Source organism: Salipaludibacillus sp. CF4.18 (assembly GCF_051262595.1).
GTDB classification, from domain to species: Bacteria; Bacillota; Bacilli; order Bacillales; family Salisediminibacteriaceae; genus Salipaludibacillus; species Salipaludibacillus neizhouensis.
Genome location: NZ_JBIMEV010000077.1, coordinates 1 through 16188, shown reverse-complemented (window position 1 = coordinate 16188; position 16188 = coordinate 1). Strand labels below are relative to the sequence as shown.

Here is a 16188-nt window from a genome sequence, read left to right as displayed (position 1 = left end):
AGCTATCCAAAGAGCTCCATTGGATAGCTGTTTTTTAAATTTATGCTTCTTCCGGCAATTCGTCTGGTAGTGTTAGTTTAACCGTTTCTGTCAGCACATCTGTGTAGCTGTAAGAAAGTCGCTCAACGGAATGTTGGTCTCTATCCAACTTTACCGTAAATACTGCAGGATAAATTCCTTCAAGCAATCCCGAACGTTCAATCATCTTCTTACGTCCTCCATTAGCTTGGATCTTAACTTTCTTACCCACATTGGCTTGTAGTGCTTCTTTGATTTCTAATAGCGTTTTAGCCATCCACCACACCTCACTTAAATACCAGTATATCACATCGATGGACAACAGTCAAATAAAACTAAAATTATAACAATGCTCAGTTACAGTGTCAATAGATTTATCTACATTTTATATAATTTAATTTAGATCTCTGTAAGCACTTACTTGTCTGTAATTCCAAGGTATACGCCCCTTCACTCCTCCTTTACTTGAGGTGAGTAATTGGGGAATCCTCTTCTTAGGCTACCATATGATTCCAATCCACCTAGTCCTTTTTCTCCGGAAATGGTTGTTTTTAATATTTCCCACATCCCTATTCTCTCATTAAATGGCGTCATACTAATTTTTGAAACAAGATAAACGGGGTCCAAGGCGTGAATATTTACTCTTTCCGGTGAACTGGCAAAGTTTGCCCCAGATTTCAGGATCGATTGAAAATGAGACTGACAAGCCCCAGCAAATATCATTAAATGATCCATGTAAGGCACTACTTTTCTTGCCTCTTTCACAGCATCGGCAAAATGTTTTGAATGCCGATAGGCTTTTAGATCATCCACGTTGCCTTTTGAGCTACTGTAAGCATCATGTCCTGTAATAACTAATAAATCAGGACGTATCATTTCCACTAAAGAGGCCACTTGCGTCGATATTTCCTTTTCAGCCAAATGAACCCCATAAACGGGAACTCCTAATTTATCGTACACCTGAGTGCACTTTTTCAAATATATCGGGTCCCCATCAATATGGAGTACTTTTCCCGGCATCTCAAAATGATTGTTTTTTTTTGTATATCCAGCAGTCATATCAAATTCATTTTTTTCACGAATGAGCTTTCTCTCTTGTCGAAAAAGATGATAGCAACTTTCTTCTTTTAACTTATCTTTCTTTTTCCGCTCTTTTCGATCCTCATCTTCCAAGATAATCAAATCATCCAAGGGTGCGTCAGCAATTAATCGGATCTCTTCCCCATGCAACTCAACTTCGTTCCCTTTAATTCGATGAATGCGAAACATGACATCGCAATCATACGATGCTCTGCCGACTATCTGACCAACCTTTATATCTTCCACACAAAACACCCCCTTCTTCGGTAGGTTATGCAAAGGGGGCTTCTAGTGCTACTTTTCGGTAGCCTTCACTTGATGGAAAAACTCATTCGACAAAAACGCAAACTCTTCCATAGATATGGATTCTGCTCGTCTCTTCGGGTCCATTCCATTTTCTTCTAATATCGTTGCCACGTCACTCTTATCTAACTTCTCCTCGAAGAATACACTTAAATTATTTAAGACAGTTTTTCGACGCTGTACAAACGAAGATTGCACAAATTCAAAGAAAAAGTCTTCATTAATGACATCTACAGGAGGCTTTTCTCTTCTCGTCAAACGTAGAATCGCGGAATCAACATTCGGCTGAGGAACAAAAACTGTTTTTGGGACAGTAAAAACAGTTTCTGCCTTCGCATAATATTGTGCAGCAATCGATAAGGATCCATATATTTTTGAGCCAGGACTTGCCGCTATTCTCTCTGCCACTTCTTTTTGCAGCATAACCACGATCACCCTAATTGGTAATTTTTCTTCTAATAACTTCATCAAAATTGGTGTCGTTACATAATACGGTAAATTAGCGACCACAGCAATATCTTGATTCGGTTTAAAATAACGCTGTACTTCCTGTAACAAGTTAGCTTTCAATACGTCTTTATGTACGATTTCCACGTGCGGATATGGGGATAACGTATCTTTTAGTATGGGAAGCAAACGTTGATCAATTTCAAATGCTAATACGCGTTCTGCTGATCTGGCTGATTGCTCTGTTAATGCTCCTATACCAGGACCTATTTCAATCACACCGGAATCTTCCGTTAACCCCGCTGCACGGACAATATTCGATAGTACATTCGGATCAATTAAAAAGTTCTGACCTAAGCTTTTTTTAACAGAAAACTTGTATTTTTTCAAAATTTCTTGGGTTCGTTTTGGCGTCGCAATATCTTTATTCGTGCTTGTCATAGTCTAACTTCCTTTCTACTAGTCGCAATGCTTGTGAAAATTCATCCGATGATATGTGAAACTGCGTGAGTCGATTGCATAATTGTTTTCCGTTGGTATACCCAATTTTCAATTCTTTACCAAGGAGTTCCCGCTTTTGTTTCGCTTCCGGACCAGCAATCAATCCTGCTGTATGAAGGTCCTCCCGGCTAATTCCGTCGTGCTCCGCTCCATTTGGAACCTTCTCAAATGACGTTTTCGCATAAAGGAGTGCCTGATAAAGTTCATGTTCGTTTGCATGTTCAATCCCAATCTTGTTTCGACGATGATCAATGGCCGCTTCTCTTGATAAAAAAGCGTGCTTACAGCCAGGCACGTATTCATTAATTGTTTTCCGAACCTTTTCACCAGGGTAATCGGGATCTGTAAATACGATCACCCCTCTTCGATCCAAAGCTAATTTTATTTTTTCAAGTGTTGAACCGGAAATTGCTGATCCATTTGTTTCAATTGTATCGCATTTAAAAAATCGTTTTAGTCTGTTCGTATCATTCTTTCCTTCCACTACGATCATTTCATCAATTCTACGGTATTCCATATATCTGCCCTTCCGATAGCCATAATATAAATTAAATTACTATATTTATGAAACCAGTATTACTCTCCTGCATCTATTATAGTATAGATCATAAAAAGAAGAAAAAAGAGCCAATCTCAATAGCATATAAAAAAGGATGACTTATGAGTCACCCCTTCAAAAATTTCTATTAACCTAATTATTAGTCCAAAACACGAATTTGTACCGACCGACGACCGAAAGACTGAACTTTACTTTTGTCAGGCATAAATATATCTATCTTATTACCTTTGATCGCTCCACCGGTATCTCCAGCAATATATGTTCCATACCCCTTTACTTCTACTCGTGACCCTAGAGGAATAACACTCGGATCAACCGCAATAACATTTTTACCTGGATTCTCTCTTAAATTAATTCCTGTCGCTGTGACTCCTGAACAGCCATTGCAAAAGGCCGAGTAGGCTGTTGCTGTAAACGAACGCCATGACCCGCTTGAAGAACTAGCCGAGCTAGAAGAATTGGAAGAGGATCCCCTTGAAACGGTTTTAGGCGCTGCTTTCTTTGTCCCAACGACGAGAATTCTATCTTCACTCTCTTGCACGACATTTTCTTTCACCAAGTCTCTTGACACTTCTTCTCCATCTTCGATAACAACTTCATATTGTTTCTCAATTTTACCTTCTTGACCCTTCTGAATAACTTCCTCAGATCCTTGGTCTATGGAGGAGTCATTTTTCGTAACAGTGCCAAAATTAACAGTTTCCTCCACAACATCGGTGACTTTTTCTACTCGAACCACATTTACTTTCCCCGTACCTTCAAGTTGCTCATCTTCAGCAGGTTCTACGCGATCGAGTTTATTTAATGTTATCTTTTCTTTTTCTAAAAAGTCAGCGACCGTTGTGGAAGTTGTCCATACTTCCTTTTCTTCTCCGTCACTTATTACTGTTATTTGAAAAGCGGAATTGAATTTTACAACATTAACATCATTGAGAGAGTTTTCTAGATCCGGATCGACGATATCATGCTTATGAACCTCAATCTCTAATTCTTCCAGAAGGCCTTCGACGCTTTGCTTCGTTGTCCAAACTTTATTGAGTTCCCCGTCAAGACTAACCACAACTTTTTGGGCTTGTTTGAATTCAATCGACATTTCTTCCTTAATTTCTGTATCTACAGGTGGTTCGACGTAATCATGTTTCGTTACATCGATATCTTGTTCTTTCAAAACCTCACCAACAGTTGATGCGTGAGTGTGCGTCGATATCGAATCATCATCCGCTTCCACCGTTACTTCTGCTTTTGTTACCTCATAGATAGCAAATGCTATAATACTCATCAATGTTAGGAGCCCCACGCTGGATACCGCAAGCTTTTTCCATGAAAATTTACTGGAAAGCTGCTTCATCCATTGATTCATGGCTGAACCCCTCCTTTGCGACCTGAATTATACCCCTGTCTTTACACCTTGTCAACCGAATATGAGAACTCTATCCTAGTCATTATGGAACCCCTCGTGACTAAAGGAAAGAAAAAGTGTTCGACAATTGGATTGAACTCTTTTGAAGGACTTTGTAGTAATTCAGAGAAATGGAGCACAGCACGATCGTATTGGCCAGATTTGCCTCACGCATTTTGTCAGGTTACCCCGAATAGTTTTTTCGCATTTGCCGACGTTGCACTTGCTAACTCCTCATACGTAATATTCCGTAATTCTGCAATTTTCTCTGCGATTAACTTTACATATGCAGGTTCGTTCCGCTTTCCTCTATTCGGATGGGGAGCAAGAAAAGGAGCATCAGTTTCAATGAGTAGACGGTCTAATGGCACCTCTTTCACTACTTCTTTCGGTAAAACCGCGTTTTTAAAGGTGACCGGACCTCCAAACGAGAGATGAAAATTCATATCCAAACATGCATTTGCGATTTCCATATCACCAGCAAAGCAGTGCATGATTCCCCCAACTTCCGCCGCGTTTTCCTCTTGCAGCACTTGGACAATATCTTCGTGGGCTTCACGATCATGAATAATAATCGGAAGTTTTACCCGTTTAGCTAAATGAATTTGTTTTCGAAATATATCTTTTTGAATGTCCTTCGGCGACTTATCCCAATGGTAATCAAGTCCGGTTTCTCCAATAGCTACAACTTTAGGATGGCTTGCTAGTTCCTCAATCCAATCAAGGTATTTATCCGTGCAATCAACGGCGTCAACGGGGTGCCATCCGACAGACGCATACAAAAAATCATAATTCTCGACTAGTGTCATCGCTTTATTGATTGTTTTTTCATCAAATCCTACAACAACCATTTTTTCCACACCAGTATCTTTTGCTCTTTGTATTACCTCTTCTACATCCTCTTCAAATTGGTCGGCATTTAAGTGTACGTGAGTATCAAATAACATGACTGTAATCCTCCTAATTTCTATACGAACACCCCTCCAGTATTTAATGGAAGGGTGTACTCTAGTTTGATAAATCGTCTACTTCACCTGAGAACCATTCGGAAGATCTTTTCCAACAGTCGCTAATGACAATTCATTATTTGCCGATCCTGCTAATATCATTCCTTGAGAAAGCTCCCCGCGAAGTTTCACGGGTTTTAAATTGGTGACACAGATAACTTTTTGACCAACTAACTGATCTGGATCGTAATGCTTTGCAATCCCTGAGACAACCTGGCGTTTCTCATAGCCCAGGTCCAGTTGGATTTTAAGAAGTTTATCCGTCTTTTTTACCTTTTCCGCAGAAATAACCTCTGCAACCCGTAAATCTACCTTACTGAAATCATCGATCGTAATTTCATCAACCTCTGGTATATCCATTTCTTCAGAAGCACCAACCTTTTGATTGTCATCTTCTTTGGCTGCAACTGTTCCTCCCATCATTTCAACAATAGCTTTTACTTCTTCGTTGAAGTCTAAGCGAGGAAAAACCGGTTCCCCTTTGGAAACAACCTTTGTTCCAGTTTTAATGTGACCAAATACTCTCAACGTATTCCAAGCAGTCAACTCTTCTAGAATACCAAGTTGGCTCCAGATTTTTTTAGGTGTTTCGGTTAAGAACGGTTGAAGAAGAATGGAAATTTGGCGTAATGATTCCACCAGGTGGTGCAGCACCGAACCGAGTTGATCTTTTGCTTCTTCATCTTTAGCCAACACCCATGGCTGCGTTTCATCAATGTATTTATTTGTGCGGCTAATAAGCTGCCCGATCGCTGTTAATGCGACAGAAAACTCCATATCTTCCATTGAATCCTCAACTTTTTCTACAGTCGCATCGACAAGATCTACAAGCGAAGCATCAAATGGCGTAGCGTCTTTAATGTATGCAGATATTTTTCCATCAAAATACTTATTAATCATGGCCACCGTCCGATTAAGGAGATTTCCTAAGTCGTTTGCCAAATCATAATTTATGCGGTCGACAAAGCCTTCCGGTGTAAATACGCCATCTGATCCAAATGGAACTTCACGTAAAAGGTAATATCTTAGTGCATCTAGACCGTATCGCTCGATTAAAGGCACAGGGTCTACAACATTCCCTTTAGATTTAGACATTTTTCCGTCTTTCATAAGAAGCCAACCGTGACCAAATACTTTTTTCGGCAGTGGTTGGTCAAGTGCCATCAGCATGATCGGCCAATAGATCGAATGGAATCGGACAATTTCCTTTCCTACTAGGTGGACATCTGCCGGCCAGAATTTTTGATAATTCGTCTCATCATCACTTGCGTATCCGAGTGAGGTAATATAATTGGAAAGAGCATCGATCCATACATACACGACATGTTTCGGATCCTTGTTTACCTTTATCCCCCAGTCAAATGAGGTTCTTGATACCGCTAAATCTTCAAGTCCTGGCTTGATGAAATTATTGATCATTTCATTTTTTCGAGACTCTGGTTGAATAAAATTAGGGTTTTCTTCATAAAACTTCAACAACCGGTCTGAATATTTGCTCATTCTAAAGAAATACGATTCTTCGCGAACTTTTTCGACTGGATGTCCGCTATCCGGACTCTTCCCACCAATAATATTTCCTTCTGCATCATATTCTTTATCGTCTAATTGAAGTGCAGTGTAAAATGTTTCGTCAGAGATAGAGTACCAGCCTTCATATTCATCTAAATAAATATCACCTTGCTCTAACAGCTGATCGAAAATTTTTGCTACTACTATTTTATGACGTTCTTCCGTCGTCCGAATAAAATCATCATAGGATATATCAAGCTTTTTCCATAACTCTTGAATATCTTTCACAACACCATCAACAAAGTGCTGTGGACTAACCCCGTTTTCCTTTGCTTTTTGTTCTATTTTCTGACCATGTTCATCTGTCCCTGTCAAAAACCTTACTTCATAGCCTCTTAGACGTTTATAACGTGCCATTGCATCGCCTGCAACTGTCGTATAGGCGTGACCGATATGCAACTTTGCACTGGGATAATAAATTGGGGTTGTTAAGTAAAACGTTTTTTGCTCGTTTTTCATCGTTAAAGCCTCCTCTAGTATCATCATTTCCTATATCGTCAGTGAAAAAACATAAAAACTCCCGCCCCAAGACAATGGGACGAGAGTATATCTCACGCGGTACCACCCAGATTTATCAATGACAACGATCATTGACCTCCAAGTTGCTGAAAAGGATTCGAACTATATCCTCTAATCAGCAAACTACTGTATAACGAACAGCCCGTGATTTCTTTACTGAGACCATGCTCTTACAAGCAGCATCTCTAGCTCGGAAACCAAATCCTCCTAAGACCATCTTCAAAAGTTTAGCTTAACCGGTTTTCAGCAATTCCGGTTCTCTGGTATAAGCTTTGCTCCCTACTCATCTTTTCATCAGAAATAGTTTATAATTTTATTATCTCTACAAAATATACCGAACGAAGTCAATACTGTCAAGGTATCCATGAAGACGGGGTACACCGAATAATATTTAGTCTTTTTTTGTCGAATTAGTTTCATTACTAATATATAGTCCCTTACTTAACTAAAGCAGCTTCAAAACATTAGATTTTCTTTTTTATGGAAACAGTTGATAGATTAGTATTTCCCGACATAGTTTGTTAGAATACTTTTGTAATAAACATTTTTTAATTGACTTCTTTTGGAAGACTTGGTATTCTAATCTTAAGAGAATTTTGTCGAATAATGACACTGGTATATCACCTGTGACAGAGACAAAAAAGAGATTAACTATGTGAGAGGAGATTTTTTATAATGAAATCTACAGGTATTGTTCGTAAGGTTGATGAGCTAGGACGGGTTGTAATTCCAATAGAACTTCGTCGTACTTTAGATATTGCAGAAAAAGATGCACTTGAAATCTATGTTGATGACGATCGTATTATTTTGAAGAAGTACAAGCCAAATATGACCTGTCAAGTAACTGGGGAGGTTTCTGATGATAACCTTTCTATTGCTAACGGTAAAATTATCTTAAGCCCAATCGGTGCAAAAGAAATTTTAAAAGAGCTTGATAACTATATTTCAAAGCAAGAAAAGTAATAAATACATAAAAATGCCTTCAAGAGAAGTGTTCACTTCTCTTGAAGGCATTTTTATTTTCAGGCGATTCATTCTAATTCTCTTCCTCAACGTGAAAGGCTTGATATACCTCTCGTTTAGGAATTCCCCGTTCAACCGCTACAGATTTAATTGCTTGCTTTGATGTTTCTCCTTCGTCCATCAACTTTTGAATATGATCAATCAACGAAACTTCTACCCACCAAGGAACATCTTCTAACGCCTTCTGTTCTTCTTCTGTAGCGCCTTCGATGACTACCACACATTCACCCTTTACAGCCTCTTCCAACAACCTGTCCTTTAATTCTTCCACAGTTCCACGAAGAATTGTTTCATACTGTTTCGTAAGCTCACGGCATAAAGCAATGTTACGGTTTCCCAACACTTCTTCTACTGCTTTAAGCATTTCTTTCAATCGATGAGGTGCTTCATAAAAAATTAATGTAGATGGACTGCCTTTCCATTGCTCTAACACTTGTTTTCGATGTTTTTTATTTCGATCAAGAAATCCGATGAAGGTAAAAGCGTCCGTCGGCAGACCTGAGACAACAAGAGATGTCACAGCAGCATTTGCGCCTGGCAGCCCTACAACGGTTAAACCCTCTTCGATAAACCGCTTTACAAGGTCTACCCCTGGATCAGATATTGCCGGCATCCCGGCATCACTTACGAGTGCAATTACTTCCCCACGCTGAGCACGCGCAACTAACTCTCCTTCACGCTCTTTTTTATTATGCTCATGGTAGCTTATAAGTGGCGTACCAATATCAAACACATGACAAAGCTTCTTCGAGTGTCTTGTATCCTCAGCCGCAATAATGTCTGCTTCTTTCAGAATATCCACAGCCCGAAAGGTCATATCCTGTAAGTTACCAATCGGTGTCGGGACCACATACAGTGTTCCAGTTTCATTTCCTTTTTGAAAACTACGTTGTTCCTTCAACACGATGAACCCCTCCTTTCGAAATATCTAATCTTTCTCATAATGATGTTTAAATACTTCCGTAAACTGATTAACATCGTCATAAACAATCCATGGCGGTAAAGTCGTGATTCCGGGATTACCTTCCCGCACACCTTCCACCATCACCATATTTGCGTCTTTTGTTGCTTTTGGATGTACGTATTGGATCCGCTTTGGTTCTATTCGATATTGCTTCATCAATGCAAACACATCTGCCACCCGTTCGGGACGGTGAACAAGTGCCACTCTTCCCTTTTGTTTAACTAATCTAGAAGAAACGTGAATCACATCCTCTAGTGTACAGGCCACTTCATGTCTAGCTAAGGAAAAAGGCTTATCTTTGTTTTTTCCTTTCTCTGAAGTAACTGGAAAGTAAGGTGGGTTGCACGTGACCACATCATAGGTTTCCCAAGCCACCTCTTCCTTTAACAAAAGAATATCCGAATGGATAACCCGTACCTGATTACTGACTCCATTATGTACCATTGATTTACTTGCCAAGTTACATAAAAGCTCCTGAATTTCTACAGCATCAATTTTTGCCTCTGTTCGCAATGACATCATTAATGGAACGGCTCCATTTCCAGCACACAGGTCCATGATCTTACCTTGAGGAACCGGTACTTTCACAAACTTAGCTAAAAGCACCGCATCCATAGAAAATGCAAAAACATCTTTCCGCTGATATATAAAGCGATTCCCGCCCGGCATGTAGTCTAGTCTTTCATTTTCCTCCACTTATTCCCTTCCTCCCGCCCCTTATATTGAAAGGACTCTTATATGAGTTCTGATACTTGTCTTCACCGGTCGCTTCGTCTCATAGCTTGTACTGAGAAAAAAAGCCTTTCCGTTATACAACGGAAAGACTTACGGTTTCTCACTTCTTGTTTAGAAACGAAAGGCAAAAAAGACAATCTCCTTCTTTTCGAATACTCCCATAATGTAAATTACAAATATGGAAGCCTTCTTCATAAAGTCTTGCTAGATTATCATAACCTTCGCCAAAACCAGGCTGAATCCGGTCTTTCGTCTCACCTTCATCAGCTGCAGATTCCTTTGCAAGCTCTCTTGCCTCCGATTCTCTGGTCATACGATCACGTAAATGTTCGTTTTCCATTTGTAAATGAGTGTTTTCTTCAAGAAGTAACGCCAATTGATCTTTCAGTTCGCCTAATTCATGATGCAGGCCGCCAATCCGTTCTTCCATATGACTTACACGGACGAAAATTTCATTCTTGTTCACGATTCCCACACCTCATTCATTATCCGTGGTTTACGTGGTGATCACTCCCTCATTTAGGAGCTCCTCTAAGGAAAATTCAATCACCTGTCCTGACTCATAAATTTCTACTTGAACAAGACGTTCCAACATATTTAATCCTACTACTTTTCCTTTGCCATAACTTGTCTCTAATTTCTCATAGAGGTCGGGAAGTTCTTTCTTCGCAGATTCATACGTGTCATTTTCATATTTTAAACAACACATTAGTCTTCCGCAAAGTCCAGAAATTTTAGTAGGATTCAGGGATAGGTTTTGATCCTTCGCCATTTTAATGGAGACAGGCTCAAAGTCACCTAAAAACGTTGAACAGCAAAGCATACGCCCACAAGGACCAATTCCCCCGAGCATCTTCGCTTCATCACGCACACCAATTTGTCTTAACTCAATTCGTGTACGGAAAACAGATGCTAAATCCTTCACGAGTTCACGGAAATCAATGCGGCCATCTGCAGTAAAGTAGAATAATACTTTGTTGCGGTCGAATGTATACTCGACATCTACGAGCTTCATATCAAGATCATGCTCATTGATTTTTGCAGAACAAACTTTGAACGCACTTTGCGACTCTTGTTTGTTCTCTTGCACAATCAGCTTATCTTTTTCCGTAGCTAATCGGAGGACGTTTTTCAACGGTAGAACGACATCCTGTTCTTCTACTTCTTTCATGCCGATAACTACCTTACCGAATTCCACCCCACGAGCAGTTTCTACGATAACATAGTCGTGTAACTTTATATCAAAGTCGCTAGGAGAAAAATAATATATTTTCCCAGCTTTCTTAAATCGAACACCTACTACTTGATGCACGTGTTATCCCTCCTGTAACCGAAGAAGCAATTGCTCCATTAAAAGCTGGGGAGCGGTATTTGCGTCCAAACGACGCTTCGCATCCATCACCGCCTGGAGGTTATTTCCCAGCTTTCGTTGCGAGAGCTTCAACGCTTGATCTTGAAGCTTGTCCTCTTGGTCTATATAAACAAGCTGATTTGTTTGATCAACTTGCATCCTGATCACATCTCGATACCATATCATAATTAAATCAATACCTAGCTGGATCTCTGACTTTTCTTTGAAAAAAGGCATCCACTCTTCCTGCAGAGTGATAAATGCGTTCTTTGGACGCAAAGATACTTCATCTGTTAATTGTATCACCTTGCTCCTAGCTTGCGCAAACCAATTATCCTGACATAATTGGATTCCCTCTTCCAAATCAGAGGTTATTTGTGAAATTACTCTGGCATCTTTTTCTGGAATACTATTTTCGACTAATTTCTCAATAAATTTATCAGGAGGTAAGGGTGCAAATGAAAGAACTTGTGAGCGGGAAAGTACTGTCGGCAGAATTCTTTGCACATGGGTTGTTAACAGAATAGCTAACGCTTCCCCATCAGGTTCTTCCAGAAATTTCAGAATGCTATTCGCGGCTGCTGGAGTCATTTTTTCGGTTTCTTCCACAATGTAAAATTTCTTTCTGGACTCCATCCCTCTTAAACTAAGGTCCTTTTTTAATTCTCTTATCTGATCTACTTTAATGGATGAGCCATCCACCTGAATCAGATGAATATCCGGATGATTACCTGAATCAATCCGTTTGCAATCTCGACACTGCTGGCAAGGCTCAGCTTCCAGTTTTTCCTTACAAAAAAAAGTTTTTGCTAAAAGAACGGCAACGTTTTTTTTCCCCGTCCCACGACCACCTTCAAAAACATAGGCATGAGAGAGTCTGTTTTTCAGCACACTATTTTTCAGGATTTTAGCTATGGTTGATTGTGTTTCTCCTATGTCTTCCCATGTTTTCATGATGGATCCCTCTTCTTTCGGTCTTTACACCTAACTAAAACTTCTCAAATTGCTCAACAGGTAAGATGAATACAGTTGCCCCACCGACTTGAACTTCCACAGGATACGGTACATATGAATCTGCATTCCCGCCCATCGGCGAAATAGGTGCGACAAGCTGTTCACGCGACTCACAGTTTTCCTTGATGATTTCCAGTGCCTTGTCTACCTCAGCATCCTTCACACCAATCATAAAGGTCGTATTCCCAGCCTTTAAAAATCCCCCCGTGCTTGCAAGCTTTGTCGCCTGAAACTCTTTCTCTACAAGGGCGTCTGACAATCTGTTACTATCCTTATCTTGAATGACAGCCATAATTAATTTCATGGTATTGACCTCCCTATAAGCACTATTTGTTAAATACATAACGTATAATGTCTCTTTTAAAACTATTTGACTCCGCTTCTACCTGTATTAGAAATAAGGAATCTCTTCTTTTCTTATTATAACAACAAATAATCTATTTACATTATTTCTTATGCTTCCTTCTCCAAAAAGTGCTCGATTTCCTGCAATGTTTTTTGAACGACTTCCTCTATTTCCTCTGAGGCATCTATCGTGTGAATTCTCTTGGGTTCCTTTTTTTGCAAAGCAAGATACGCTTTTCTCACTTGTTCGTGGAAAGCCATCGATTCCTGATCCAATCGATTAAACTCCCGACCACTATGTTTATTAATTCTTGCTAGTCCCACTTCCGGGGTGACATCAAAATACAACGTCATATGAGGCATCATCCCCTCTGTTGCAAACAAATTCAATTGTAATACCTCATCCACACCTATTTGGCGACCTACACCTTGGTAAACAAGACTACTGTCTATAAACCGATCGCACAAAACGATGTTTCCTAGTTCCAGTTGTGGTATGACCGTCTCCACTAAATGTTGTCTCCTAGCAGCTGCATATAGAAGTGCTTCCGTTCGGGCATCCATCTCCGTATGTTCCGGATCAAGTATGACTTCTCTCACTTTTTCAGCGATGACACTGCCTCCCGGCTCCCGCGTAGAGACGACCTCATATCCTTCTGCTTCGAGTTTTTCCTTGACTATTTTCAGAACTGTTGTCTTACCAGCTCCCTCACCACCCTCAAACGTTATAAATAAACCACGCACATCTCATTCTCCTCATTCTAAAAATATCGTTATACCATTATAAACCCAACTGTCCCCTGTTTGAAATGATGATCCCTCATTAATCAATTTCGCAAGAGTCTCTAGTTGATCTTCTCTAATACGTTCTCCAGCTAAAACTAATGGAATTCCTGGTGGATATGGTACAATCGTCTCTCCTGCTATTTCCCCTTCGCTTTCCTGCCAAGGAATCAAGACTGTTTTTCTTTCTCTCATCTCTTGATAAGAAAGTGCCAGCTCTGAAATAAGCTCTTTCGGTCGGGCTGTATCTCTACTAAATTGACCACTTTTTTTGTTTTTGACCGGAAGAATTTGCTCTAACATCGATCTCCAATTGTCTACATCTATCGCTTTCACATTTAGTGGCAGTGTAAGCAATAAAAGGCCCGGAGAAACAAGCTCCGGATATGCACCACGTGCCTCCAACTGATTTTTCCAACCTATTGCTGCATCCCGATACGGCGTCACAAAAGCAAGCTTCAGCGGATCTTGCACATAATCTCCTAATTTATGGGGGGTCTGATCCCAACCATCGCCACCGTCTAGGCACTCCTTTAATTCAGCAATCTTTGCAGTTAACTGGTTCCAATCAGAAATCTCAAAAGAGGCTAAATATGCGCGCGCAACGTCTAGTGAAGACATCAGTGGATAGGAAGGACTGCTTGATTGAAGCATCCGTAAATATAAGCGTATTTTATCGCTATTTATCCGTTCACTATTATTATGTAAAAAAGATGTCATTGTCATAGCCGGTAATGTTTTATGTGCCGACTGTACAACCAGATCAGCCCTTGCCCTCAAAGAGCTCACAGGCCACGAAGGATGATCTACGATGAGATGCGCCCCGTGTGCTTCATCCACACAAACAATCATGTTTGCTTCATGCGCCGCCTGCACATGCAGCGTTAAATCCTGGCCATACCCTTCGTAGGAAGGATTCGTTAAGAAGACAGCTTTTGCACCAGGGTACTTACTCATCGCTAGTTTGATTGTTGTTATAGACACCCCTAAAGCAATTCCAGTAGCCTCATCTCTCTCTGGTTCAAGGAAAACTGGCTTTAAACCAGCAAGCTCCATTCCATGAAAGATAGATTGATGACTATTTCGTTGAACGATCACCTGATCTCCAGGCTCAGCTACACACAGCATCATCGCTATATTACCGACCGTAGAGCCACCCACCAGAAAATGGGTAGTCCTTGAGCCGTATAATTCAGCAGCAAGCTGTTGTGCTTCGGCAATTACCCCAGTCGCATCATGAAGGTCATCCAATCCTTGAATTTCTGTTTGATCGAATGCTAGTATTTGTTCATATGCCGGTCTTGCCTTCTCTAAAAAGACTCGTCCATTTTTATGCCCAGGTACGTGGAAAGACTGAGGTCTGGAATTCTTATGTTTGTTTAATTGATCAAAAAGTGGTGTAAGTTGTTGGTCCATCGAATTCCTCTTCTCAAAGTTATTCCTCCATTTATTATAACGAATCATCTAAAAATTATCTCTTGTTTTCCTCATTCTCTTTGGTTAAATTGTCTAGGTCTGTATATAAAGAAATGCAGCCTTTAAGTTTACTATCCATTCTTTCAGGCATTTTTATTTTACAATAATAAACCAGAAAAATGTCTGTATTTCTTAATAAGTTTATTACTCGATAAAACTTCCTCATGATACAAAATATATAGTTTAGGAGGTACTTTTAAAGAAATATGATTAATACTAAGATGTCAAAATTTGTTGAAGTGCTATGCTGTTGTATGTGAATAAGACCTAAATTCAGAGCCTATTGTGGCTGTCTTTTTTCCTTTAGCCACATCTTAAGGAGACGGTTCAACTATCCTATACGAATTTCATAAGATAAACGCAAAGCGCCTTTTGTTTAATGCAGCGTAAGCTTTTGCCACGTCCTTTCGAGTAGCCCCTCTGTAGTGCATGTAGGTGCTACTTGAAAGGTAAAGGTAGCTGTCATCTTATACTTTCTCATAAAAAAAAGAAGGTTCAACTTTGAACCTCCCCATTCCCCTCTTGACGCAGTCTATCCCGAATCTTACCCAATCGGTTTACAATAAGAGAATAACTGTGATCCTCTACATTCATCTGAACCATCTTTCTTTCACATTCTTCGCATATAAATGATCCAATTACATGAATTCCTCTTTCTTTAGCTGAGGAACATATCAAGCAGTCATTCAACTGCACATCTTCTTTTTTTAATAAATGACTCATATTTTTTAGACACCTCCGCTAACAGTATGACCCATTCTTTCATACTCTAACCCTTGTAATCCATGAATCAACTGCTTTACTATATGCAATACAAGTTGTCCTTGTTCGCCTGAAATTTACGAAATACCTAAATTGGTTACGTGATTACGCTATTTAAATATAGTTTTTTATAAATTTAGATTTTACTTTTGGGGATTTAATATAGGAAGGAAAGTTAGAATTTTTTTGCTTTTTAGGTGTTTTAGTTGATGCAATGATTGAGGTTTTGTATGTGCTACCGCCGTAGCATCTACCTTGAAAAAGGCTTTTCAAACTCGCTTATCCTCAGTCATGCTCTTCGTTTCTACCTGCTACGTTGGTAGGTGCTACCGC

General features: G+C 39.8%; 17 protein-coding genes. 1 reads left to right on the top strand and 16 read right to left on the bottom strand.

What is annotated here, in order from left to right:
• Window positions 1–40: 40 nt before the first annotated feature.
• The 7 genes from ACHABW_RS23830 to metG all read right to left on the bottom strand — a co-directional run bounded on the left by ACHABW_RS23830 (window position 41) and on the right by metG (window position 7342).
• Window positions 41–295 (bottom strand): Veg family protein, encoded by a 255-nt coding sequence (locus tag ACHABW_RS23830; protein WP_110938052.1) that lies wholly within the window; start codon window positions 293–295, stop codon window positions 41–43.
• 173 nt (window positions 296–468) lie between these two features.
• A complete protein-coding gene (gene yabG, locus ACHABW_RS23825; protein ID WP_435759254.1) occupies window positions 469–1344 on the bottom strand; it encodes a sporulation peptidase YabG in 876 nt (291 codons plus the stop codon).
• Between the two features lie 48 nt (window positions 1345–1392).
• The gene (rsmA, locus tag ACHABW_RS23820; RefSeq protein WP_435759252.1) at window positions 1393–2289 is read right to left on the bottom strand and encodes a 16S rRNA (adenine(1518)-N(6)/adenine(1519)-N(6))-dimethyltransferase RsmA; all 897 of its coding nucleotides are present in this window, start codon (window positions 2287–2289) and stop codon (window positions 1393–1395) included.
• Window positions 2273–2866 carry a ribonuclease M5 gene (rnmV, locus tag ACHABW_RS23815; protein WP_435759250.1) on the bottom strand — a complete coding sequence of 198 codons (594 nt, stop codon included), beginning with the start codon at window positions 2864–2866 and terminating at the stop codon, window positions 2273–2275. Before rnmV ends, rsmA begins: the two co-directional genes overlap by 17 nt.
• 181 nt (window positions 2867–3047) lie before the next feature.
• On the bottom strand, window positions 3048–4268 hold the full coding sequence (locus ACHABW_RS23810; protein WP_435759248.1) for a ubiquitin-like domain-containing protein: 1221 nt from the start codon (window positions 4266–4268) through the stop codon (window positions 3048–3050).
• A gap of 218 nt (window positions 4269–4486) precedes the next feature.
• Complete coding sequence (locus ACHABW_RS23805; RefSeq protein WP_435759246.1) at window positions 4487–5254, bottom strand: TatD family hydrolase; 768 nt, start codon at window positions 5252–5254, stop codon at window positions 4487–4489.
• A 78-nt stretch (window positions 5255–5332) separates the two neighbouring features.
• Window positions 5333–7342: a methionine--tRNA ligase gene (metG, locus tag ACHABW_RS23800; protein ID WP_435759244.1), complete on the bottom strand. Its 2010-nt coding sequence runs from the start codon at window positions 7340–7342 to the stop codon at window positions 5333–5335.
• A 735-nt stretch (window positions 7343–8077) separates the two neighbouring features.
• Between metG and ACHABW_RS23795 the strand changes: the two genes are divergently transcribed.
• Window positions 8078–8365 carry an AbrB/MazE/SpoVT family DNA-binding domain-containing protein gene (locus ACHABW_RS23795; RefSeq protein WP_435759242.1) on the top strand — a complete coding sequence of 96 codons (288 nt, stop codon included), beginning with the start codon at window positions 8078–8080 and terminating at the stop codon, window positions 8363–8365.
• Window positions 8366–8438: 73 nt separating this feature from the next.
• Here the strand turns inward: ACHABW_RS23795 and rsmI are convergent, their stop codons facing one another.
• From rsmI to ACHABW_RS23750, 9 genes are all read right to left on the bottom strand, one after another.
• On the bottom strand, window positions 8439–9326 hold the full coding sequence (gene rsmI, locus ACHABW_RS23790; protein ID WP_435759257.1) for a 16S rRNA (cytidine(1402)-2'-O)-methyltransferase: 888 nt from the start codon (window positions 9324–9326) through the stop codon (window positions 8439–8441).
• A 27-nt stretch (window positions 9327–9353) separates the two neighbouring features.
• The gene (locus tag ACHABW_RS23785) at window positions 9354–10085 is read right to left on the bottom strand and encodes a tRNA1(Val) (adenine(37)-N6)-methyltransferase (RefSeq protein WP_435759240.1); all 732 of its coding nucleotides are present in this window, start codon (window positions 10083–10085) and stop codon (window positions 9354–9356) included.
• A gap of 139 nt (window positions 10086–10224) precedes the next feature.
• Window positions 10225–10590, bottom strand: a complete 366-nt coding sequence (gene yabA, locus ACHABW_RS23780) for a DNA replication initiation control protein YabA (protein WP_110938061.1) — start codon at window positions 10588–10590, stop codon at window positions 10225–10227.
• Between the two features lie 30 nt (window positions 10591–10620).
• On the bottom strand, window positions 10621–11436 hold the full coding sequence (locus ACHABW_RS23775) for a PSP1 domain-containing protein (protein WP_110938062.1): 816 nt from the start codon (window positions 11434–11436) through the stop codon (window positions 10621–10623).
• A 3-nt stretch (window positions 11437–11439) separates the two neighbouring features.
• Window positions 11440–12429 carry a DNA polymerase III subunit delta' gene (holB, locus tag ACHABW_RS23770; RefSeq protein ID WP_435759237.1) on the bottom strand — a complete coding sequence of 330 codons (990 nt, stop codon included), beginning with the start codon at window positions 12427–12429 and terminating at the stop codon, window positions 11440–11442.
• A gap of 34 nt (window positions 12430–12463) precedes the next feature.
• Complete coding sequence (locus ACHABW_RS23765; RefSeq protein WP_110938064.1) at window positions 12464–12793, bottom strand: cyclic-di-AMP receptor; 330 nt, start codon at window positions 12791–12793, stop codon at window positions 12464–12466.
• A 149-nt stretch (window positions 12794–12942) separates the two neighbouring features.
• Window positions 12943–13578: a dTMP kinase gene (gene tmk, locus ACHABW_RS23760; RefSeq protein ID WP_435759235.1), complete on the bottom strand. Its 636-nt coding sequence runs from the start codon at window positions 13576–13578 to the stop codon at window positions 12943–12945.
• 12 nt (window positions 13579–13590) lie between these two features.
• On the bottom strand, window positions 13591–15033 hold the full coding sequence (locus ACHABW_RS23755) for an aminotransferase class I/II-fold pyridoxal phosphate-dependent enzyme (RefSeq protein WP_435759233.1): 1443 nt from the start codon (window positions 15031–15033) through the stop codon (window positions 13591–13593).
• A 555-nt stretch (window positions 15034–15588) separates the two neighbouring features.
• Window positions 15589–15816: a sigma factor G inhibitor Gin gene (locus tag ACHABW_RS23750; protein WP_435759231.1), complete on the bottom strand. Its 228-nt coding sequence runs from the start codon at window positions 15814–15816 to the stop codon at window positions 15589–15591.
• Window positions 15817–16188: the final 372 nt, after the last annotated feature.